Annotated in this window: 14 protein-coding genes; 9 read left to right on the top strand and 5 right to left on the bottom strand. The window is 72.7% G+C overall.

Annotated features, from left to right (window positions below):
* Positions 1-240: 240 nt before the first annotated feature.
* The 8 genes from ABT154_RS24210 to ABT154_RS24175 all read left to right on the top strand — a co-directional run bounded on the left by ABT154_RS24210 (position 241) and on the right by ABT154_RS24175 (position 6,684).
* Positions 241-1,959 (top strand): RNase A-like domain-containing protein, encoded by a 1,719-nt coding sequence (locus ABT154_RS24210; protein ID WP_351858940.1) that lies wholly within the window; start codon positions 241-243, stop codon positions 1,957-1,959.
* Positions 1,960-1,969: 10 nt separating this feature from the next.
* Positions 1,970-2,623, top strand: a complete 654-nt coding sequence (locus ABT154_RS24205; protein ID WP_351858938.1) for a hypothetical protein — start codon at positions 1,970-1,972, stop codon at positions 2,621-2,623.
* A gap of 43 nt (positions 2,624-2,666) precedes the next feature.
* Positions 2,667-3,071, top strand: a complete 405-nt coding sequence (locus tag ABT154_RS24200; protein ID WP_351858936.1) for a WXG100 family type VII secretion target — start codon at positions 2,667-2,669, stop codon at positions 3,069-3,071.
* A 35-nt stretch (positions 3,072-3,106) separates the two neighbouring features.
* Positions 3,107-3,409 carry a WXG100 family type VII secretion target gene (locus ABT154_RS24195; protein ID WP_351858934.1) on the top strand — a complete coding sequence of 101 codons (303 nt, stop codon included), beginning with the start codon at positions 3,107-3,109 and terminating at the stop codon, positions 3,407-3,409.
* Between the two features lies 1 nt (position 3,410).
* A complete protein-coding gene (locus ABT154_RS24190) occupies positions 3,411-3,773 on the top strand; it encodes an RNase A-like domain-containing protein (protein WP_351858932.1) in 363 nt (120 codons plus the stop codon).
* Positions 3,774-3,781: 8 nt separating this feature from the next.
* Entirely contained in the window at positions 3,782-4,420 is a 639-nt protein-coding gene (locus ABT154_RS24185) for a contact-dependent growth inhibition system immunity protein (protein WP_351858930.1), read from the top strand.
* Between the two features lie 130 nt (positions 4,421-4,550).
* Positions 4,551-4,964: a DUF6153 family protein gene (locus tag ABT154_RS24180; RefSeq protein ID WP_351858928.1), complete on the top strand. Its 414-nt coding sequence runs from the start codon at positions 4,551-4,553 to the stop codon at positions 4,962-4,964.
* Between the two features lie 76 nt (positions 4,965-5,040).
* A complete protein-coding gene (locus ABT154_RS24175) occupies positions 5,041-6,684 on the top strand; it encodes a multicopper oxidase family protein (RefSeq protein ID WP_351858926.1) in 1,644 nt (547 codons plus the stop codon).
* Between the two features lie 72 nt (positions 6,685-6,756).
* On the opposite strand, the gene ABT154_RS24170 is transcribed toward ABT154_RS24175, so the two are convergent.
* From ABT154_RS24170 to ABT154_RS24150, 5 genes are all read right to left on the bottom strand, one after another.
* A complete protein-coding gene (locus ABT154_RS24170) occupies positions 6,757-7,131 on the bottom strand; it encodes a DUF6193 family natural product biosynthesis protein (protein ID WP_351858924.1) in 375 nt (124 codons plus the stop codon).
* A gap of 10 nt (positions 7,132-7,141) precedes the next feature.
* Entirely contained in the window at positions 7,142-13,477 is a 6,336-nt protein-coding gene (locus tag ABT154_RS24165; RefSeq protein WP_351858922.1) for an AMP-binding protein, read from the bottom strand.
* Positions 13,474-14,256 carry a class I SAM-dependent methyltransferase gene (locus ABT154_RS24160; RefSeq protein WP_351858920.1) on the bottom strand — a complete coding sequence of 261 codons (783 nt, stop codon included), beginning with the start codon at positions 14,254-14,256 and terminating at the stop codon, positions 13,474-13,476. The genes ABT154_RS24165 and ABT154_RS24160 overlap by 4 nt, the downstream gene beginning before the upstream one ends.
* 68 nt (positions 14,257-14,324) lie before the next feature.
* Positions 14,325-15,077, bottom strand: a complete 753-nt coding sequence (locus ABT154_RS24155) for a thioesterase II family protein (RefSeq protein ID WP_351858918.1) — start codon at positions 15,075-15,077, stop codon at positions 14,325-14,327.
* 236 nt (positions 15,078-15,313) lie between these two features.
* Positions 15,314-18,613 carry a S8 family serine peptidase gene (locus ABT154_RS24150; protein WP_351858995.1) on the bottom strand — a complete coding sequence of 1,100 codons (3,300 nt, stop codon included), beginning with the start codon at positions 18,611-18,613 and terminating at the stop codon, positions 15,314-15,316.
* A gap of 937 nt (positions 18,614-19,550) precedes the next feature.
* Between ABT154_RS24150 and ABT154_RS24145 the strand changes: the two genes are divergently transcribed.
* Positions 19,551-20,879, top strand: a complete 1,329-nt coding sequence (locus tag ABT154_RS24145) for a chloride channel protein (RefSeq protein ID WP_351858916.1) — start codon at positions 19,551-19,553, stop codon at positions 20,877-20,879.
* Positions 20,880-20,937 lie beyond the last annotated feature (58 nt).

Here is a 20,937-nt window from a genome sequence, read left to right as displayed (position 1 = left end):
CTGGGCGTGCCGGTGAGTACGCCCCACCCGAGCCCGACCGGCACGGCGCCCCCGGGTTCCACCCCGCCGCCCCACACGGTACCGACACCCGGCACCACGCAGCTGCCCCCGCAGGGCCAGCCTCCGGGCACGCCCGGCTCCCAGGCGGTACCGTCGCCGGTTCCGAACACGCCGCCGACCCCTCCGGCCACGCCGCCCTCCGGCCCCGCGCCCCAGCTGCCTCCGGCGACCCCGCCCCCCGTGACCACTCCGTGGACGGGCCCCGGCGGCATCGACGTCCAGCCGCTCCAGCTGTACCAGGTGTCGACGGCCCTCTCCGTCGAGCAGGAGTCGTTCCACAAGGCGCTCGCGCAGTTCCTCGACGTTCACGCCGGCTACTCCAAGGTCGGCGGATCCGGCACCGTCGCGGTCGAGTTCGCCACCCAGTACGCCGCCGTCGTCGCCCTGCTCATCGAGACCCACGGAAAGGCCGTGGTCGCCATCGGCGGCGCATCGGTCGGCTTCACCACCACGGCCAACAACTTCCGGCAGGCGGACGCGGCCACCCACCCGCTCAGTCCGCCCTTCGCGCCGCAGCCGCCGCCGCAGGTCATCTCCGCGCCGCCGGTGTACAAGGTCCCGCCGCCGTTCGGCGTCCGCGACGGCAACCCGGTCGACGACTTCGCCGACGTCTTCGACGACGGCGACATCCCCGGATCCCTGATGCGCAGCGTGATCGAGGAAGCGCTGCGCACCGGCCGCGCGCTGGAGCTCCTGCCGCTCCCGAACTACCTCAGGGTCAACGAGCTGTCGCAGGCCTGGCTGCCGTACCAGACGGGCCTCGGCATCATCCAGGGGCAGCTCAGCGGCACCGTCGACGCCATCACGGACCACACCAACGACGACTGGCACGGGGCGATGCTGCAGTTCGTGTCGTCCCTGTGGGGCACGAAGGCCTGGGGAAAGAACACGGCCGGATACGAGTGGGGGCACGAGCCGCCGACCGGTATGGGTACCAGCCTCCCGGTGTTCGGTGTCCTCAGCACGACGGCCCAGATCCTCGCCCAGGCCATCCGCTCGTACGCGGAGGCCGCGGAGAAGATCCGCACCGAGCTGCGAAGGATCCTGTACAAGGCCTTCAAGGACGCCCTGGCGCTCCTCGACCTCTCCGACCCCAAGGATTTCTTCGAGAACCTCCTCAAGCGCCTCAAGAACCTGTGGAAGGGCCTGGGCGCCGCGGTGCTCCTCAGCATCGACACGGACGCCGTCAACCGGGCCGTCGACGCCTACGAGACCGAGCTGCGGGCGCAGACGGAGAAGGTGAAGGGCCTGCTCGAACCGCTGCAGGAGGCCTCTCGCGCGGTGCCGACCTTCCAGTCGCAGTCGGCACGGGCGGAGGCGTACGGGGCGCGCTCGCTCTTCGAGTTCAACCGATCGATCACCCCGCTCAACGAGCAGTCGCGGGACCCGAACAACCGGTTCGGGATCGACCTCGCGTCCATGGAATGGGAGACCAACCCCTATCAGGCCTCCCCGACCGACCCGCTCAAGCCGGGGAAGGACGGCCACGCGATCGACCGGCACGTCGGCCTCACCCCCGACCAGCTGCGGATGCGCGTACGGGACCAGGGCGTCGACGCCTCGGCCTTCGCGGACCTGCCGGCCGCCCAGAGGAACGTCCAGGCCGCGCTCAACGACCCCGACAACATCGACACGATCACGAAATGGATGAACAACCAGAAGCAGAAGGTGATCAACGGGACGTTCAGTCCCGCCTCCTCGCCGCAGCTGGACGTCATCACCGTGAAGGACACCAACGGGAACGACGTCGTGACGGGATCCTCGGTTTCGAAGGACGACTTCGCCGCTCAGGGCTTCGGCGCCCAGCCGAAGGACGTCCACAGCGTGAAGCTGATCCTCGCCTACTCGCCGGAATCCGGGACGTTCTATGTCCGCACCGCCTTCCCGTGCCCGCCGTAACATGCGCCACGTGACCACGAAACACCACGAGTTCCTCACCCGGGGCGCGGTGGGACTCCTCCTGAGCATCGCCGTCGCGTCGCGCAACCCGGGCGCCGCGCCGCTGGAGGACGAACTCCAGCGGCTGTCCCGCCTCCTGCAGGATTCCCGGGCGATCGCCCATGTGATGCCGCTGGAGTCATTGGCCTCGCTGCTCGACCTCCTGGCCGACGAGGTCGGCACGGAGGTGTTCGAGACCCGGCCCGCCGCGTACCGCGAGCGGCTGGCGCGGGCGGCCGGAGACGATGCGCCGACGGACTTCCTTCGGTCGTTGGCCGAGCTCGTCCGCGACAGCCAGTTGCTCTCGTACCCGGACCTGACGGAGTTGCCGCTGTCCGACTGGGAGGCGAGCGCACGCTTCTCGCTGACCTCGGCCTTCATCTCGTCGATGGTGTCGGGGGAGTACGACAGCGTGGAGGAGGCCCTGGACGAGATCCTGACCAGCGAGCATCCCGACTGCCAGGAACTCGCCCACCTGGCGGGCGAGTTGCAGCGACTCCTGTATCTGTTCCGCACGCCCGCCGAGCTGGACGCCGCCTTCGCCACCGCCAGGCCCCATGTGACCCACGCACGTGTCCGCCTGCTGCTCGACGCCGTCCACGCCCACTTCGCCGAGCAGCACTGACCCGCCACCCCGCCACCCCATCGCCCCGGAAGGAGCCGCCGCCATGCCCACCGACCCGAACTTCGCCGTGACGGACGAGGACCTGAAGCGTCTCGCGGACGACCTGGACGCCATGCGGACGCACATCGACGGGCAGGTGCGCCGGATGGACGCGATCGTCGACCGCGCCGAGGCGCGCTGGCGCAGCGAGGCGGCGACGGCGTACCGGAAGCTGCACCGCGAGGCCGGGGCGGACGCCGTCCGGGTCCGGGAGATCCTGGGAGTCCTGGCGGCGGCGGTCCGGATGAGCCGGGACGGCTTCACACGCCAGGAGCTGGACACCCTGCGGCAGTTCCGGGCCGAGAGCAAGAGGGTCGACGTCGACGCCGAGGTGCGCGGACTGTCCGGCGAGGGACCGGGCGGCCCGGGCCCCGGAGCGGCGCCGACCAGCAAGATCAACGACATCTGAACGGGTGTCCCCACACCCGTGAGGCAGGGGGAAACGTGAACGACGACGTACCGATCACCGTCGACCTGGTCGCGCTGCGCGAGATGGCCGGCGACCTCGAGGACATCGTGAAGCAGCTCAACGAGCGCCTGGGCGCGCTGTACGACCGGACGGTTCCGGTCGTCCTGGCCTGGCAGGGCGAGGCACGCGAGGCCTTCGTGGACGAACTCGACCGCTGGGACCGCCAGATGCAGGACCTGGAGGCCGCGCAGAAGTGGCTGCACGCCGTCGTCTCGACCGGGCACGCCAACTACTCCGCCGCTCAGCGGGCCACCCTTCGCGGCTGGGGCGGTGCCTGACATGACGACACCACCTCCCGCGCCCTCCGCGCCCACCGAGTCGGCCGTCCCCGCCCGTGCCGACCGCGCCGCGAGCTTCCCCGACCGGGCGACCGCCCAGTGGGCCACCCAGCAGGTGATCACGCTCAACGAGCAGGTCATCCACCGCTGGCTCGCCCAGTCCACCCGGCAGCGGCTCGTCATCGAGGCCGCCTGGCCCTCGCGGCCCGATCCGGTGGGCACGCTGCTCACCACCGGGATGGCGCTGACCGGCCAGGAGCCGGTCCCGGTGCGCGCCGCCCGGGTCGTGCTCCGCCGGACCGGCTCCGGCGAGCCCGGCGCGTACCCCTTCACCGTGCACTCCGCCCTGCCCGTCGACCTGTAGAGGCCTCCGTGTCCCTGAACCCCGCCGAGCACGACCGCAAGTACGGCGAGCTCGACCAGGTCGTCCGCGCGCACCTGGGCCTCGGCCCGCACGCCCCCGAGGCGATGGCCGGCTATCTGCGTCAGACCTGGCGCACCCGGCCCTGGGCCGTCGCCGTCGCGGCCGAGCAGTTGCGCGTGTACGCCGACAACCCGCCGGGGCGGCTGCGACTGCGCCTCGGCGAGTACTACCGGCTGCCCGACACGGGGCTGGCGCCCGAGGAGGTCCGGGACTGGCTCACGGGTCTTGCCGACCGGCTCGACGAGAGCATGGCGAAGGGCCAGGCGCCGCCGCCGGCCGCGCCCGCGACGCCGTGGGAGTGGCGGGCCCGCTTCCCCGAGCTCGCGCAGCTGTTCGGCGGCTGGTTCTCGCAGGACATGCCGGAGGAGTTCGGCGACCACGGGGGCGCGCTCGCCGACTATCTGGAGGGCACCGACACCGGGCTCGTCGCCCAGCTGACGGGGGAGCTGCACGACCTCCTCGCCCTCGGCCTCGACGAGGACGGCCTGGCCCTGGCGCTGGTGACGCTCGGCGTGGAGGTCGAGCCCCCGGCGCCGCTCACCCCGGGCGCGTGGCTCGCCTCGCTCGCCGTACAGCTGCGGGGCTGAGTCCCGACCTCGCCACCGGGGCCCACGAGGGGAGTCGCATACCCCCACCCCGTACCATCGGTCCTCGGCCCCCTCGCATCGGACCGAGGGCGCCAGGGCCGAGGGTCGAGGAGCGAGGACGGAGAGCGCAGTGGCCGCATGCCGGAAGACCGCGACATGGCTGAGCCGGTTCCTGCTCGCCGTCGCGCTGCTCTTCGGCATCGTGCTCATGCACGCCCTCGGTCACCCCGGTGAACACACCACCCCGGGCCCCGGCGGCACGCACGTCATGGCAGGGGCGCACGAACCGGCCCCGGCCGCGGGCGTGGAGAGCGCTCGCCCGGACCACCGCGCGCCCGCTCACGGTGCGGGAGTCGCCGCGGTGTGTCTCGCCGTGCTCGGCGCGGGCGCCGGAGTGATCCTCCTGGCCCGGGCCGCCCGCAGACGCCTGTCCGTCCGTGACGCACCCCTGGCGGCGGCGCTTCCGGCGTACGCCCTGTGGGCGATCCCGCCGCCCGCCCCGCCCGGATCCCTCCTGACACGTCTGTCCCTGTTGCGCGTATAGGGCGACCGGCCGCTTCGCGACGCGAGCGGAACGCCGTCTCCCTCACGCAACGACCACGTCAAGAGGTTCCACCGTCATGACCCGACCCACCCGCCGTACCCTCCTCGGCGCCGGAATCGCCGCCGCGGGCACCGGCCTGCTGACCGCCTGCTCCGGCACGATGAGCGGCATGGACCACTCCTCGGGCGACTCCGGCACACGGCCGGCCGCCGACTACATCACCCCCGACAGCGAGCGGATCGAGGCGACCGAAGCACTGCGCAAGCCCGGCCCCGAGCGGAAGGTGAAGCTCACCGCCGTCGAGACCCCCCTCGACCTCGGCGGCGGACGCACCGTCCGCAGCTGGGCGTACGGGGACGAGCTTCCCGGCAAGGAGGTGCGGGTCACCGCCGGCGACACCCTCGCGCTCACCCTGGCCAACAACCTTCCCGAGGCCACCAGCGTCCACTGGCACGGCCTCGCCCTGCGCAACGACATGGACGGCGTGCCCGGTCTCACCCAGCGGGACATCAAGCCCGGCGGCTCCTTCCACTACCGCTTCGCCGTCGCCCACCCCGGCACCTACTGGCTGCACCCGCACTCCGGCGTCCAGCAGGACAGGGGCCTGTACGCCCCGCTGATCGTCGAGGACCCCAGGGAGCCGTTGAAGTACGACAAGGAGTGGGTGATCGTCCTCGACGACTGGGTCGACGGCGTCGACGGCTCCACCCCGGACGCCGTCCTCGGCGAGCTCAGCAAGGGCATGGGCGGCATGGACCACGGCGAGATGGACATGGGCGGATCCGGCGCCGGCGGGACGGAAGGGCACGACATGTCCAACATGTCGATGACGGGCCCGGATTCGCCGTCCCCGGAGTCGGCCTCGAAGCCGCCGTCCCCCAAGCCCTCGGGGCCCTCTCGCATGCTCATGGGCGCGACCAGCGACCTCCTCGGCGGGGACGCGGGCGACGTCGGCTACCCGTACTACCTGATCAACGGCCGTACGCCGGAGGCCCCGGGGACCTTCACTGCCAAGCCGGGCGACCGGATCCGGCTCCGGATCATCAACGCCGGCGGCGACACCGCCTTCCGGGTCGCCCTCGGCGGCCACCGGCTCACCGTCACCCACACCGACGGCTTCCCGGTCGAACACGTTCGGGCGGACGCCCTGTTGATCGGTATGGGCGAGCGCGTCGACGCCCTCGTCACCGTCGGCAGCGGTGCCTTCCCGCTCACCGCGCTCGCCGAGGGCAAGAACCGTACCGCCCTCGCCGTCCTGCGCGCCGGCGGCGGAGCCGCGCCCACCGCGTCCGTACGCCCGAGGGAACTCGACGGCAAGGTCGTGCACGGCGGGCAGCTCAAGGCCGCGGAGTCGGTGCGACTGGGCCCGCGCAGGCCCGACCGTACCGTCGAGCTGAAGCTCACCGGCTCGATGGCGACGTACGACTGGGCCATCAACGGCGAGAAGTACGACCCCGCGAAGCGCTACCCCGTCCGCGCGGGCGAGCGCGTCCGCCTCGCCCTCGTGAACGCCACGACGATGTGGCACCCCATGCACCTGCACGGCCACACCTACGCGCTCGCCGACGGCGGCGCCCGCAAGGACACGTCCATCGTGCTGCCCGGAGAGCGGCTGGAGGTCGACTTCGACGCCGACAACCCGGGCCTGTGGATGCTCCACTGCCACAACGTCTACCACGCGGAGTCCGGGATGATGACCGTCCTCGGCTACCTGAAGTAGAGGGCGCGCAGGTGCGGGTGCGGCCCGGCCGGGTCGCACCCGCACCTCCGCGGTCAGCCCCCACCCACACTGTCAGACGCGGCCCGCGCCGCCGAGCACCGCCGGCCCGCACTCCTCGGGGAGGTGGGCGACGACCAGGGCGAACGCCTCCTGCAGGGTCTCCGCCCTGCCGAGGGTCCCGACCCCCTTGGGGCCCGCCACCCGGAACCGTCCGTCGGCGCCTCGCGGATGGACCTGCCCCCCGAGATGGGCGGCCGGCATCCCGGTGCAGCCGCTGAAGTACATGACTCCGTGGCTGATCAGCGGGAAGAGCTGTCGCAGTCGCGGCTGCGCATGGGCCGCGCGGACGGTGTCCGTGTCGATCAGGCCGTGGCTTCCGTCGAGGAGGAGGCGCCATTCCCCGGCAACGGTCTCCGCGGCACTCGGCGCGTCGGCGTCGTGCGTCATCTCTCTGCTCTCACCTCATGTGCTTCGGAAGCTCCGAAGGGTCGGGTTCGATCTCCGGGATGCCCGGATCGGGAAGGTAGTCGTTGCCGTCGTACGTGTGAGCACCCGGGTCCCGTTCCCGGCCGGGGCCGCTCTTCTCGTCCGCCTCAGTCGGCTCGCCGGAATCACTCGCCTCGCGCCCGAGGCGGTCGACCGTGACCGCCAGGTCCGCGATCGTGCGCGAGGTGAACACCTCGCGCAGGCTGATCGTGATCCGGAACGCCTTGCGGATCCGGACGATCAGCCGCGTCGCGGCCAGTGAGTTCCCACCGAGCTCGAAGAAGTTGTCACGGACGTCCACGTGAGGCAGTTCAAGGACCTCGCACCACAGGGCGGCGAGCCGCTCCTCCGTCGGTGTGCGCGGTGCGGCGGACCCGGGAGCGCCGTCGGCCTGCCGGGGGGCGGGCAGCGCGCGCCGGTCGACCTTGCCGTTGGGGCTGAGCGGCCAGCTGTCCAGGGTCAGCACGTGCCGGGGAACCATGTGCGCCGGCAACCGTTCCCCCAGCCACGCCCGCAGCCGGTCGCCGAGCGGCTCGGCCCGCTCGACGGTCCCGGCCGGCCGGGTGGGGGCGGCGCGGTCCACCCGGCCGCCCCCCAGGGAGTGCACCGGCAGATGGCGCTCGTCCAGACCGAGCAACGGCCCGACCGGGTCGAAGTCGAACGCGCCGATCGGGCAGAGACCGACTTCGGTACGCGCCGCCCGATCCATCAGGAGCTGACCCATGTACCCGGCCTCCAGCAGACAGAAGTCGCGGGCGAGTCGGCCGTACAGGGGCTCGATCGCGTCCAGATCCGCGACGAGGAACACCCAGAAGCCGGCGGCCTCGAAGACGGCCCGGTTGCGCGGCGCGTGGATCCCGGCATCGATCGTCGCACCCTCTTCCAGGGTGACCAGAGCGTTGTCTCGCGGGTCGAGGTAGTACGTGCCGCCCGCCAGGCCGGACACCGCACCGGCCTTCACGTACAGGTACGTCTGGACCGGGTAGAGACCGCCGCTCGACGGGTAGCGGCACGTGGCGAGTCCGTCCACCTCCTCCTGCCGCAGGACGCCCAGGCAGTCGGCCAGCTCCGCCAGGTCCAGCGGCCCGGGGAGGAAGGCGCGGTCGCTGCGACGCCGCGACGGCTCGTCCGCCACCGGGGGCAGGACGACCCGGGGCCGGTCCGCCTCCCGGCGCAGGCCGTGCCGGGCGCGCTTGAACGCGGCCCGGTCCAAGGGGTCGAGCACCGTGACGCCGCTGCGGCGGGCCCCTTCGACATCGGTCGCGTCGGGGAGCGCGTCTCCGGCTCCGGCCCGCGTACCTCCGCCCGCGGGGCGTACACCCTCGCCCGCCGCCTCGGGAATCACGTAGGCGACCAGGCCGTCATGGCCGGGCCGGTCCGTGCGGCCGGTGGCGGTGACGACGGCCGAGGAGACCTCGGGGTGGGCGAGCAGGGCCGCCTCGATCTCCCCGAGTTCGATGCGCTGGCCCCGGATCTTGACCTGGAAGTCGGCCCGGCCCATGAACTCCACGGTGCCGTCCGGCCGCCATCTGCCGAGGTCCCCGGTGCGGTACATCCGCTCCCCGCTGCGGGGGTGGGTGGTGAACACCGCGTCGGTGCGCTCGGCGTCGCGCCAGTACCCGTCCGCCAGGCAGACGCCGGAGACGTACATCTCCCCGGTCACCCACTCCGGGCACTCCTCAAGGCGCTCGTCGAGCAGGTGGTAGCGGACATTGGCGAGGGGGGTGCCGTACGGAACGCTCCGCCAGGCGGGATCGACCTCGGCGATCCGGTGCCAGATGCTCCACAGGGTCGTCTCGGTCGGGCCGCCCACGGAGACCGTCTCGATGCCGGGTGCCGCCTCCGCCAGTCGACGCGGGACCGCGAGGGGGATCCAGTCGCCGCCGAGGAACGCCAGCCGGAGCGATGAGAGCGCGTCCGCGTGGCCCAGTGAGGACGGGCCGCGGTCGCCCACGGGCCCCGGGTCCGGCGAGCCGGGCGAGTCGGCTGAGCCGGTCGGGGTGTCCCCGTCGGTGGCCTCCAGGAGCATTTCCATCATCGCCGGGACCGAGTTCCACACGGTGACCCCGTGGGCGGCGATCAGCCGCGCCCAGTGCGCCGGGTCACGGCGGTCGGCGGCTGCCGGTACGACCATCGTGCCGCCCGCGCCGAGGACCCCGAAGAGGTCGAAGACCGACAGGTCGTGGTGGAGCGCGGACAGCGCGAGGCAGCGGTCGTCCTCGGTGATCCGGAACGCCGCGAGGGTCTCCACCAGGCAGTTGACGAGGGCCCGGTGGCTCACCGCGACGCCCTTCGGCTCGCCCGTCGACCCCGATGTGAACATCGTGTACGCGAGGTCGGCCGGGCTCCCGTCGGAGGGGAGCGGCGTGTCGGTGGCGGCGGGCAGCGGCCGGTCCAGGCAGAGCCGCAGCGGTCCGGTCGGCCAGTCCAGGGTCTCGTCGAGCCTCGACCGGGTGAGCACGAGCTCGACCTCGCCCTTGGCGAGCAGACGGCGGAGGCGCGTGCCGGGCAGCTCCGGGTCGATCGGCAGGTAGGCGGCGCCCGAGAACAGCACCGCGTAGGCGGCGACGGCCTGCTCCCAGCCCTTGTCCATGACGACGGCGACCAGCCGGCCGGACCCGGCGCCACGGCTGCGAAGCCAGCCGGCCACCCGCCGTGCGGCGGCGTCGAGTTCGGCGTACGACAGGGTCCGGTCGGGGGCGATCACCGCCGGGGCGTCGGGGCGGGCGGCCACCTGCCGCTCGAAGAGGTGCTGCACTTGGATGTCCGGGACGGCACGGGCAGGCCCGGTGCTCGACCGGCGCCGCTTCGCCTGCGCGGGCGGCAGGGCGAGCGGGGTGCGCAGGTCCCAGATGTGCTCGTCGGTGGCGAGCGCGCGCAGCAGCGCCGTATGCGCGGCGAACATGTCCTCCACGAGTCCGGTGGGGAAGAGCTCGTCGACCGCGTCCCAGTTGAGGAGCAGCGCGCCCTCCTCCTCCCGTACCTGTTCGTCGAGGGAGACCTGCGGGGTCTGCGAGACGGCGAAGACGGGGGTGAGCAGCTTCTCCAGTGCTGTCCTCTCCTCGGTGGCGAAGGTGAGGTTGCTGGTCATGACCACCGGCATCAGCGCCTGGTCGAATCCGCCCTGCAGTCGCATGAGTTCGCGGAGCACCTCGACGCCGCCGACGTCCTGGTGCCGCAGGTCGGACCGCAGCTGCCGCTGGAGTCCGCGCGCCCGGTCCAGGAAGGTGGAGCCCGTGCGGAAGTCGACCTCAAGGAGGGTGAAGGAGGCGAACTGGCCGATCACCTCCCGGTAACTCGGGTCGTGCACGGGCCGGTTGAGGCGCGGCACGTTCAGCGTGAAGTGGCGGCCGCTGCTCCAGCCGGCCAGGACCTCGGCGTAGGCGGCGAGCAGCAGTCCGGTCGGGGTGAGCCCGGCCCGGCCGGCCCGCTCCTTGAGGTCCTGCCACAGTTCGGCGGGCAGCGTGGTCTCCCGCCGGGTGAACCGCGGCCGGTCGATCGAAGCGGCGCGGGCGGCGCCGGGCAGCTGTGGCGCGGGCGGCAGCTCGGGCAGTCTGCTCCACCAGTGGTCGCGCGAGCGCCGGTACGCGTCTCCGTTCCGGCGTTCGGTCTCGGCGCGCACATGGTCGCGGAAGGACTTCTCCGGCGCCGGGGGCCGGGCGTCCGGTTCCTCGTAGAAGCGGGAGAGGTCGTCGAACAGCAACCGCCCGGAGGAGAAGTCGGCGATGAGCGAGTCCACGCTGAGGTGGACGCGCAGTCCGTCGTCGAGCCGGGTGGCGGCGACCTCGAACAGCGGCCACTGGTCGGCCGGGCGCACCTCGTGGGAGAGACGTTCCCGGATGGCCGCCAACTCGGCCTCGGAAGCCTGGTGTTCACGGCCCCGGAGATCGGTCACCCGGATCTCGTACGGGGGCACCTCGGTGAGGATCCGCTGCTCGTTGCTGTCGGGCAGCATGACGGCGCGCAGCATCTCGTGCCGGTCGATCACCCGCCGCCAGGCGTGCTCGAAGCGGGGCAGGTCGAGATCGGGGGCGTCGAACTCCAGATAGACATGGGTGGAGACGTTCCCCAGCTCGAAGGCGCCCGTGCGGCCGAGGCAGTAGGCCTGCTGGGTGTCCGTCTGGGGGAAGGGGGCGTCCGGGAGGGCGGCCGGGTCCGCCGCGGTGGTGCCTGCGGGGTCCGGGGAGGCGAGCCCCGAAGCGGGCGTGGCGCCGAGGGCGGGGGGCTCGGCCGGGAGCGGTCGGCCCGCGTCGTCGAGCGGGATTCCGCCCGTGTGCCGCTCGGCGATGATCGCCGCGAGGGTGGCGATCGTCGGGTCGCCGTCGAACACGTCCTCGGAGACGTCCACGCCGAGGTCACGCTCGACCCGGCCGACGAGCCGAAGTGTCGCAAGCGAGTCCAACCCGAGGTCGAGCAGCGGGCGTTGCCGGTCGGGGTCGCCCGCCGCGTCGGTCACCAGGGTCGCCACCAGGTCGCTCAGATAGTCCTCGACGGCGCTCCTCCGGCGGTCGGTGGTGGGCGGCTCCGGTTCCTGGGCGGTGCCGGCGGTCCACTCGCCGACGACGGTGAGGGAGCCGTCGAGAAGGGCCTGCCGGGTGGCGCTGCGCCGGATCTTGCCGCTGGAGGTCTTGGGGATGGTGCCGGTCCGGACGAGGACCAGCCGGTGGAGTCGTACGTCGAACTCCGCGACGATCGCACGGCCGAGCCGCCCGGCGACCTCGGCGGCGGGCGGCAGCTGCGCCCCGCGCCGGACCTCGGCGACGAGCAGCAGCTGTTCCGTGCCGTCGTCGTCGACGGCCACGGCGGCCGAGGAGTTGGCCTGGAGGGCCGGATGGGCGCGCTCCGCGCAGCGCTCGATGTCGTGCGGGTAGAGGTTGCGGCCCCGGACGATGATCAGGTCCTTGCTGCGGCCGGTCACGAACAGTTCGCCGTCGCGCAGGAACCCCAGATCGCCGGTGCGGAGGAACGGCCCCTCGCCGGAGGGGAGTTCGGCCTCGAAGGCGGTCTCGCTCTCGTCCGGGCGCCCCCAGTATCCGTGGGCGACGCTCGGGCCACCCACCCAGATCTCACCGACCCGGTCGGGGCCGCAGACGGCCGCCGTGGCCGGATCGACGACGACCAGCCGCTGCCCGTCGACGGCGGACCCGCATCCGACGATGTCCCGGCTCCGGCCGGGCCCGTCGCCCGGGGTGCCGGGGCTTCCATCGCCTCCTGGGGCGACGCGGTGCGCCTCCAGCGTGGGCACGTCGACCGTGACGGTGGCCGACGGGGTGAGGTGGGCCCCGCAGGACACCATCAGGGTGCCCTCGGCCAGTCCGAAGCTGGGCCGCAGCGCGTCCCGCCGGAACCCCCAGGGGGCGAAGTGCCCGGCGAAGCGGTCCAGCGTCGCGGCCCGTACGGGCTCCGCGCCGACGATGACGCTCTCCAGGCTGCTCAGGTCCAGGGGCTCGTGGACGGCGGGATCGACCCGCTCGACGCAGAGGTCCAGGGCGAACGGAGGCGTCGGGGTGTTCGTCGCCCGGTAGGTGGAGATCGCGCGCAGCCACTGGACGGGGTCCAGGACGAAGGTGCCCGGCGCCATGAGGACCGCGGGGAACCCGGCGGTGAGGGGCTGCAGGATTCCGCCGATGAGCCCCATGTCGTGGTACGGCGGGAGCCAGCTCACACAGAGGGAGTCCGCGGACGCCCGGATGCGCCGCTGGATCTGGGCGGAGTTGTACAGGAGGTTGCCGTGCGAGACCATCACGCCCTTCGGCGCGGCGGTGCTGCCCGAGGTGTACTGCAGGAACGCGAGGCTGTCGGTCCCGACGAGCGGATCGGTCCACTGCTCGGCGTCTGAGGTGAGGTCGCCGTTCGAGAACAGGGCGATGTCCCGCAGCTCGGGTGCGTCGACCAGTTGCTTGCGGGTCCCGGCCGTGACGCGGTCGCCCAGCAGCGCGGCGACGGGCGCCGCGTCCGCGGCGACGGCCCGGAGCCGGGGGAGGCTGCGGGTGTGCGGCGGATAGCACGGTACGGCGACGGCCCCGGCGTACAGGCAGCCGAAGTACGCGCTCAGGTAGTCGGCGCCCGGCTGGTGCAAAATCAGGACCCGGTCACCCGTCTTGACCTGCTCCTGGAGTGTCGCCGCCACCACGCGTGCGCGGTGGTCGAGCCGGGCGTAGGTGAGCCGGGCCTCCTCCTCGCCATGGCTGTCGAGGATCACGTACGCGAGCCGGTCGGGCTGCCGCTCGGCCCGGGACCGCAGCAGGTCGACGAGACTGCTCGGCCGCCGGCCGTACGCTTCCGGGAAGGGCGCGGAAAGGTTCATGCCTGCCGCTCCCCGTCCCGCACGTCGGCGAAGGCCCCGCCGTCGCCGTCGTAGTCGTCCATGGCCGGCTTCTCCGCGCTCACCAGCTGGGTGCGGACCCAGGGGCCGGACCACCACATCCGGGGGCCGGCGTCGGTGCGGGTGGCGTCGACCGCGCCCGCCGCGCGCAGGATGTCGACGTAGCGCGGGGCGTGGAAGACGTCGGCCACCAGCAGTCGGCCGCCCGGCCTGAGGACGCGGTAGGCCTCCCGTACGGCCTCCTCGCGGCCCCGCGCGCTCATGATGTTGTGGATCGCCAAACTGGACACCACGACATCGAACTGGTCGTCGAGGAAGGGCAGTCTGCGCATGTCGGCGGTGACCAGCTCGATCTGGTCGGAGACCCGCTCCCGCCGGGCGTTGTCCTCCGTGGCGCTCTCGGTGTTGCCGGACTGGTCGACCGAACGCCAGAGGTCGACACCCGTGACCCGGCCCTTCGGCACCCGGCGCGCCACCGCCGTCAGCACCGCTCCGCGCCCGCATCCCAGGTCCAGGACCTGTTCGTCACCCCGCAGTCCGAGCGCGTCCAACTGCTTCTCCCAGACGAGGAACTTGCCCCGTAGGGTCGCGTGCAGATACAGCCCGGCAGGGACGGCCACCAGCGGCGGGATCCGCAGCAGCCAGCGGGGCGCGCCCGCGGAGACCGCCGCCAGCGGCGCCAGGACTCCGACGCCGAGGGCGGCCATCCAGCCGGGACCGTCGATGCCGTAACGGCCTTGTCGTACAGCCTTGTTGCTCACGATTGACATTCCTTGGTCCACCGATCGAAGGGATGAGACGCGGGGTTCCGGACGGGTGGGGGCGCGACTCAACGGGGAAGGCAGGCGTCCGACACGAGGTCGAGGACCTCGGCGGTCGACTCGAAGGGGAAGAAGTGGGTGCCGGGGAGGATCCGGACGGTCACCTCGCTGCCCAGCTCGCGCCACCGCTCCACCTCGGCGGCCGGCGCCGCCGGGTCGTCGGCGCCGCCGAGCGCGATCAGTCGTACGCCGGGCGAGAGCACGTTCTGTGTGCGGTAGGTCTCGGCTGCCTCGAAGTCGGCGCGCAGCACGGGCAGGATGAGCTCCACCCACTCCTCCTCCGCGAGCAGTTCCGGGGGGATTCCGCCCAGGGCGCCGATCCGGTTCAGGAACTCCCCGTCGGGGAGGAGGTGCATGGGCTCGGTGCGGCGGGGCACGTGCGGCGGGACGGAGCCGGACACGATCACCGCGGCCGGGGGACGGGGGCCGTCCTGGAGGGCGAGGCCGAGTTCGTAGGCGAGCAGAGCCCCCATGCTGTGACCGAACAGCACGTAGGGGAGTCCGTCGGCCCGGTGGGCGACCGGCCCGGTGAGCCGCTCGCCGAGCCGGGCCACCGAACTCTCGGGAGGCTCCGCCATGCGGATTCCGTGCCCTGGCAGGTACACGGGCACGACCTCGATCCCGGGGCCCACCAGGCCCTGCCAGGAACGGAAGACCGACCCGTCCGCCCCGCCCTGCGGAAGACAGAAGAGCCGGGTGTGGTGACGGGCTGCCACGGGACGGTCGGGGGAGAACCACAGGTCTTCGGTGGTGACACTCACTGAAGGCACATACTTTCGACTCGCTGGTGACGCGTCGTCACCCCAATGGATCTTTGGGTGCAACGACCACCCGGGTCGGAAGGAAACGGTGATGCTCGGCCGGCTCCCCGACGGGAGCGAGCGCGAGAACGAGAACCGGGGGCCGGGTATCAGAGGTGGCTCCCCTGATACCCGGCCCCCGGGTGCGCGGTCATGCGGTCACATGGTCACATGGTCACGCGGTCAACCCGCCAACCTCACTTGCCGATCCACGCGTTGTGGATCGTCAGCGTCGACGTGTTGCCCTGCTTGTCCGTGACCTCGGCGGAGAGCGAGATGCCGCTGTCCTTCGCCGGGCTCTTCACGGAGATCTTCCCGTCCCGCACCTGAGCGACCTGCCAGGTCTTCCCGCCGTCGTAACTCACCGACACGGAGAGCGACTTGAGATTGCGTCCGGCGGCCGAGCCCTGCACGGTCACCGGGACCAGGACCGGAGCGTTCTCCGGAGCGCGGGTGGCGAGGTCGACGGGCGCCGCGAAGCGGACCGTGGACACCGGCAGCGACGTGGTCTCCGTGACCTGCTTCGAGCGGAACGTGAATCCGGCGTCGATCCGGGTGGAGACCGCGGCGACGTTCGACGGGCGTTCCACGGAGGTGACGAGGCGGTACTCGGCGTCGGCGGCGTCGACCGTGAAGGGCTTCGAGCCGCTCAGCGGGTCGTCGTTCGCGCCGACCTCGACGCCGTCGCGGTACAGCGTCGACGTGGCCGAGGTGAACGGCACGGTGCCCACGTGGCCCTTGCCGTCGGCGACCAGCGGCACGGCGCCGACGAGCTGCTGCTCGCCCGTCGCCGGGTCGGGAGCCGTACGGAAGACGCCCATGCCCTCACCGAGGAGCGGGCCGAAGACACCGGTGTTGAAGGTCTCCCGGTACGTCCGGCCGGTCTCGTAGCGCTTCGGGCGGACCATTTCGTAGGCACCCTCGAAGGCCGGGTAGCCCCACTCGTCCAGCTCGCCGAGCTGGTTGAGCCGAGTGAGCCACGAGACCCCGTCGGCGGTGGAGACGTAGAAGGTACGCGTCCCCGGCGCCGCCTGCGGCGCGGAGAAGCCGATGCCCTCCGGCGCGCCCGGCAGGTGGGAGTACGGCGAGGCCAGGACGGTCTTCCCGGGCGCCGACGAGCCGAGACCGACCTTGAGCGTGGCCAGTTCGTCCGCCTTCACGTGCCTGGTGTAGCCGGTCGTGACCTTGCTGGTCTTGCCGCCGAAGGCCACCGAGTACTGGCTCGTGGGGTCCTTGAGGAAGTGCGCGTCCCAGGTCTGCAGGAGTGAGCCGTCGGTGACCGCCGGACCGAGGTGCGCGGTGCGGAAGCCCTTGAAGCCCCTGAGGACCCAGCCGTTGCCGACCTGGCCGCTCTCGGTGTCGACCTCGTAGTACGTGCCGCCGTAGTCCGCCATGCCGATGCCGGGCACCGTCAGGTCCACCGGCTTGGTGGTGCGGGCGTCGGCGGTGACCGAGGTGTCGGCGGTGATGTCCAGCTTCGGCTGGGCGATCCAGTCGGTGCCCGCGGTGTAGTCCGACGGGTCCTGGTAGACGGCCGAGTTGAAGGTGTACGAGCCCTTGGGCACACGGATCGTGTGGACGCCCGGCTCGTTGTCGACGCGCGCCTGGAAGCCGGCGGCGGGTCCGCCGACGCCCGTCAGGGTGCTGGAGAAGTTCTGCGCGTCGGAGCCGTCGCGGCCGAGGGTCCGCACCGTGACGTCGTACGACTCGGCCTCGCGTACGGCCACCGCGGCCGTGCGCACGGACTGCCCCGCCGCGGTGGCGGTGACGTAACCCGAGTAGGTGCCGTCGGTGTCACCGACGCGGGTGTCGGCGACGAGGTCGACCTCGGCGGTGCCGCCCGCGGGCACGGTCACCTTCGAGGCGCCCAGCGCGAAGAACCCCGCCGGGGCCGGCTTGCCCGCCGGGTCCAGGGTGGACACCGACAGGTCGAGGGTGACGTCCGTCGTACCGAGGTTGCGGTAGGCGAGCTTCTTGGTGACGGACTTGTCGTCGGCGTGCGGCCAGAGCGCCGTGCCGAAGTTCAGCGACACCGGCTCGGCGATCACGTTCTGGGCGAGCGCCTTGTCGACCTGGATGCGGCCCGAGCCCTGCTGGAAGGCGGTGTACTCGCCGCCCTTGGTGGAGCCGGTGAGCGCGCCCTTGAGCTCGGCGGACTTCCAGTCGGGGTGCCGCTGCTTCAGGATCGCGGCGGCGCCCGCGACGTGCGGGGTCGCCATCGAGGTGCCGTCGATCTGCAGGTACCCGGGTGCGGGGTGCGGGGTGCCGGGGCGCAGGTCGATGAGGCTGCCGGCGGCGGCGGCCGCGGTGATGGCGACGCCGGGCGCGGTCACGTCCGGCTTGACGGCGCCGTCTCCGACGCGCGGGCCGACGCTGGAGAACGGTGCCAGCCGGTCGTCCTTGTCGACGGCGCCGACGGTCAGCGCGGCGTCCGCGCTGCCCGGCGAGCCCACCGTCGACGCGCCGGCCTCGCCCTCGTTGCCCGCCGCGATGGCGAAGAGGATGCCCTTCTCGGCGGACAGCTTGTCGACCATGGCCTCCAGCGGGTCGACGCCGGGGCTGTCGGGGCCGCCGAGGCTGAGGTTGACCACGTCCGCGCCTTCGGCGGCGGCCCACTCCATGCCCGCGATGACGGCGGAGTCGTCGCCGTAGCCCTCGTCGTCGAGGACCTTCCCGCTGATCACCTTGGCGCCGGGGGCGACGCCCTTGAACCGGCCGCCGGACTTGGCACCGGTGCCGACGGCGATCGACGCGACATGGGTGCCGTGACCGACACGGTCGACGGCGTCGGCCGAGGCGGAGAAGTTCTTCTCGCCGACGACCTGGGTCCTGAGGTCGTCGTGGGTCTTGTCGACACCCGTGTCGAGGACGGCGATCTTGACGCCCGCGCCGTCGTACCCGGACTGCCAGGCCCGGTCGGCACCGATCTGCGGGACGCTGCGGTCCAGGCGCGCACCGCGCATCCCGTCCAGCCACACCTTGCCGATGCCGGAGGCGGTGGAACGCGCGCCGGTCCGGCCACGGTCGGTCAGGGCCTCCCACACCCGGGCCACGTCGTCCTGCGAGGTACGGATGGCGTCGGCGTTGATGCTCGGGAACGTCCGCCGCAGCTGGGTGTCACCGGCCGAACGCACCTCGGCGCGTGCGGCGGCGGCACCGCCTTCGTACTGCACGATCAGCTTGAGCCCCGCGCGGTGGCTCTTGCGCAGCCGCGGGTCGGTGAGGACGTCGAGGTCGAAGAGCCGCTGGTCCAGCCGGCCCGAGGAGATGAGGCGCTGGGCGTCGGCGGGCACCACCAGGGTGTGGCCCGCGGTGCGCTGCACCTGTACGGGTATGTGCTCACGGCCGGCGGCGGACTCGAAGCCCACCATCCGGCCCGTGTTGTCCACCACGACGCGGTCGCCGGTGATGAGCGGGATCCGCCGGGTGCCGTCGAGGCGCGGGGCGTCCGGTGCGGCCGTGGCGTTGGCGGCGATCGCCGCCGCCGGGCCGGTCATGCCTGCCACGAGCGCCACCGAAGTGGCTGCCGCGATGGTGAAGGCGCGTGCTCTGTGCACGTGTGCGCGCAAGTCTCCCCCAGGAGCTTGGGATGAGGTCGAGTGGTCGGTTCCGGACGGAGGGCGCAAGGGCGCCCGTCGCCGGTCAGCGCAGTATGTGAGGCGCGGCGGAAGTGATCAACGACGGGACGCGCGTGGGGGATCGAGTGCCATGGATTCAGGCCATCCTGCGTCCGGCGAGTGCGATGGGGCGACGACGGCTCTGTGACGGCACCGTGACACCGGGAAGATCCTTGTGCGACAGCGGTCGCCGCCCACCCCTCCGGATCGCAGACGCCGCACGCGTTTCGAGGGCGCCGGGCCGCGCGCCCGGACGGTGTCCGGCCCATTGGCCGTATCCGGAGGGGGAGGGAACCGCCCTCCGTTCGGGCGCGAGGGCGCACCGCGCAACCGAACGCGTACGGGCCTCGGCGTACGCCGGAAGCGGTCGGCGGCCCGGTCCTTCCCGGCCGGCCGCGCCGCGTGCGCCGGAGCGGCCGGGGCCATCCGGGAGGCCGCCTGCGCGGCGGCCCGCCGACCAGCGCCTGCTGCTACGCCTCGGCCGCCGGCTGCTCCCGGGCGTTCTCCATCGGGCCGACCGTCTCCGCCATGAGACCTGCGGGCATGAGGCCCCGTGTTTCCCTGTGGGCGAATCGCATTGAATTGGTCTTGTCGGGCGTATGCGGGTCCGTGCGGCGAACGGGATACGGCCCCGGCCCGGATGCGAGACCCCGTCAGACCCCTTTCACTGGGGAGACGACGACCGTTCGGCTTCCCGGGAGGGTGCGGTGCTGCTCGACCGGACTGTGCGGCGGAGTCCCGCACGACCCACCGAAGGAACGGCGGCGGCCGGAGTGGAACCCGCCGTGCTCCCGGGCGGACGACCCGAAGGGGTGGCGTGAGCGAGGAGACGCGGGGGGAGACCGCGCCCACCGCGGAAGGCGTACGGGACCTCCTGCTCAGCCGCTCCTACCAGAAGCTGCTGCTGCTCTGCGTACTCCTCGGCGTGCCGATCGCCGTGGCCTGCTTCTTCTTCGTCGGCCTCCAGCACACCCTTCAGCACGCCGTCTGGGAGAGCCTTCCCCGGGCCCTGGGCCATGACCGGGCGCCCTGGTGGTGGCCGCTGCCCGCGCTCCTCCTCGCCGGTCTGATCCTCGCCCCGATCGTCACCCGGATGCGCGGTCACGGAGGACACCTGCCCGTCAACGGTCTCGGCGGCCCACCGATCGGCCCCGCCGAGCTGCCCAGCGCCGCCCTCGCCGCACTCGCGACCCTGCCGCTCGGCGTCGTCCTGGGCCCGGAAGCGCCCCTGATGGCGGTGGGCAGCGGCCTGGCCCTCCTCGCCGTACGGGCCGCCCGCACCGCCGTCGACCCCCGGTCCGCTCTGGTCATCGGCACCGCGGGCTCGACCGCCGCCATCGCCACCATCCTCGGCGGCCCCCTCGTCGCCGCCGTCCTCGTCGTCGAGGCGGCGGGACTGGCCGGCGGGCAGCTCGTCCTGCTGCTCCTGCCGTGTCTCGTGGCCAGCGGAGTCGGCGCGCTCGTCTTCACCGGCTTCGGAGCGTGGACGGGGCTCTCCATCGGGGGCCTCGCGCTCCCCAGCCTGCCCCCCGACGCCAACCCCGACGCCGGAGACTTCCTCTGGGGCCTGCCCCTCGCCGTGCTCGTCGCCGTCATCGTCGGAGCCGGCCACCGGGTCGGCCGCAGCACCGCCCGCTGGACCGCCCGCAACACCGCCACGCGTACCGTGGCCTGCGCGTTCGCCGTCGGACTCTGCCTCACCGCCTACGCGCTGCTGACGGGCCGCTCACCGGAGGAAGCGGCCCTCTCCGGACAGGCGACCCTCGGCGAACTCGCCGCGCACCCGCACGACTGGTCCGTCGCGGCCCTCGTCGCCCTCGTCGCGTGCAAGGGGCTTGCCTGGGGGATCAGCCTCGGCAGCCTGCGCGGCGGCCCCATCTTCCCCGCCCTCCTGATCGGGGCGGCAGCCGCCACGGCCTGCTCGGCACTCCCCGGATTCGGTGTCACCCCCGCGCTCGCGCTCGGCATGGCCGCCGCCGCGACCACGGTCTCCGGGCTCCCGCTGACGAGCGCGGTCCTGGCCGTCCTGCTGCTCGGCGAGGACGCGTACAACCAGATGCCGCTGATCGTGCTCGCCGCCGTGATCGCCCATCTGACCACGCAGTTCGTCCAGCGCCGCACCCACGATCAGCCCGCGGCGGACTGAACCGGCCGGGAGAGCGGAGACGTGAAGGCGTGGGTGGCCCGGATGCGGGAGGTGTGGA

It is taken from the genome of Streptomyces sp. NPDC001728 (genome assembly GCF_040297565.1).
Lineage (GTDB): Bacteria > Actinomycetota > Actinomycetes > Streptomycetales > Streptomycetaceae > Streptomyces.
Note: the sequence above shows the minus strand (reverse complement) of the source record. Positions and strands in the feature narration are given on the sequence as shown.

What these genes read in the sequence shown, in the direction of transcription:
- ABT154_RS24200 (WP_351858936.1), top strand. Translation starts at nt 2,667, where the DNA reads ATGCCCACCGACCCGAACTTCGCCGTGACGGACGAGGACCTGAAGCGT.
- ABT154_RS24190 (WP_351858932.1), top strand. Translation starts at nt 3,411, where the DNA reads ATGACGACACCACCTCCCGCGCCCTCCGCGCCCACCGAGTCGGCCGTC.
- ABT154_RS24175 (WP_351858926.1), top strand. Translation starts at nt 5,041, where the DNA reads ATGACCCGACCCACCCGCCGTACCCTCCTCGGCGCCGGAATCGCCGCC.
- ABT154_RS24170 (WP_351858924.1), bottom strand. Translation starts at nt 7,131, where the DNA reads ATGACGCACGACGCCGACGCGCCGAGTGCCGCGGAGACCGTTGCCGGG.
- ABT154_RS24165 (WP_351858922.1), bottom strand. Translation starts at nt 13,477, where the DNA reads ATGAACCTTTCCGCGCCCTTCCCGGAAGCGTACGGCCGGCGGCCGAGC.
- ABT154_RS24150 (WP_351858995.1), bottom strand. Translation starts at nt 18,613, where the DNA reads ATGACCGGCCCGGCGGCGGCGATCGCCGCCAACGCCACGGCCGCACCG.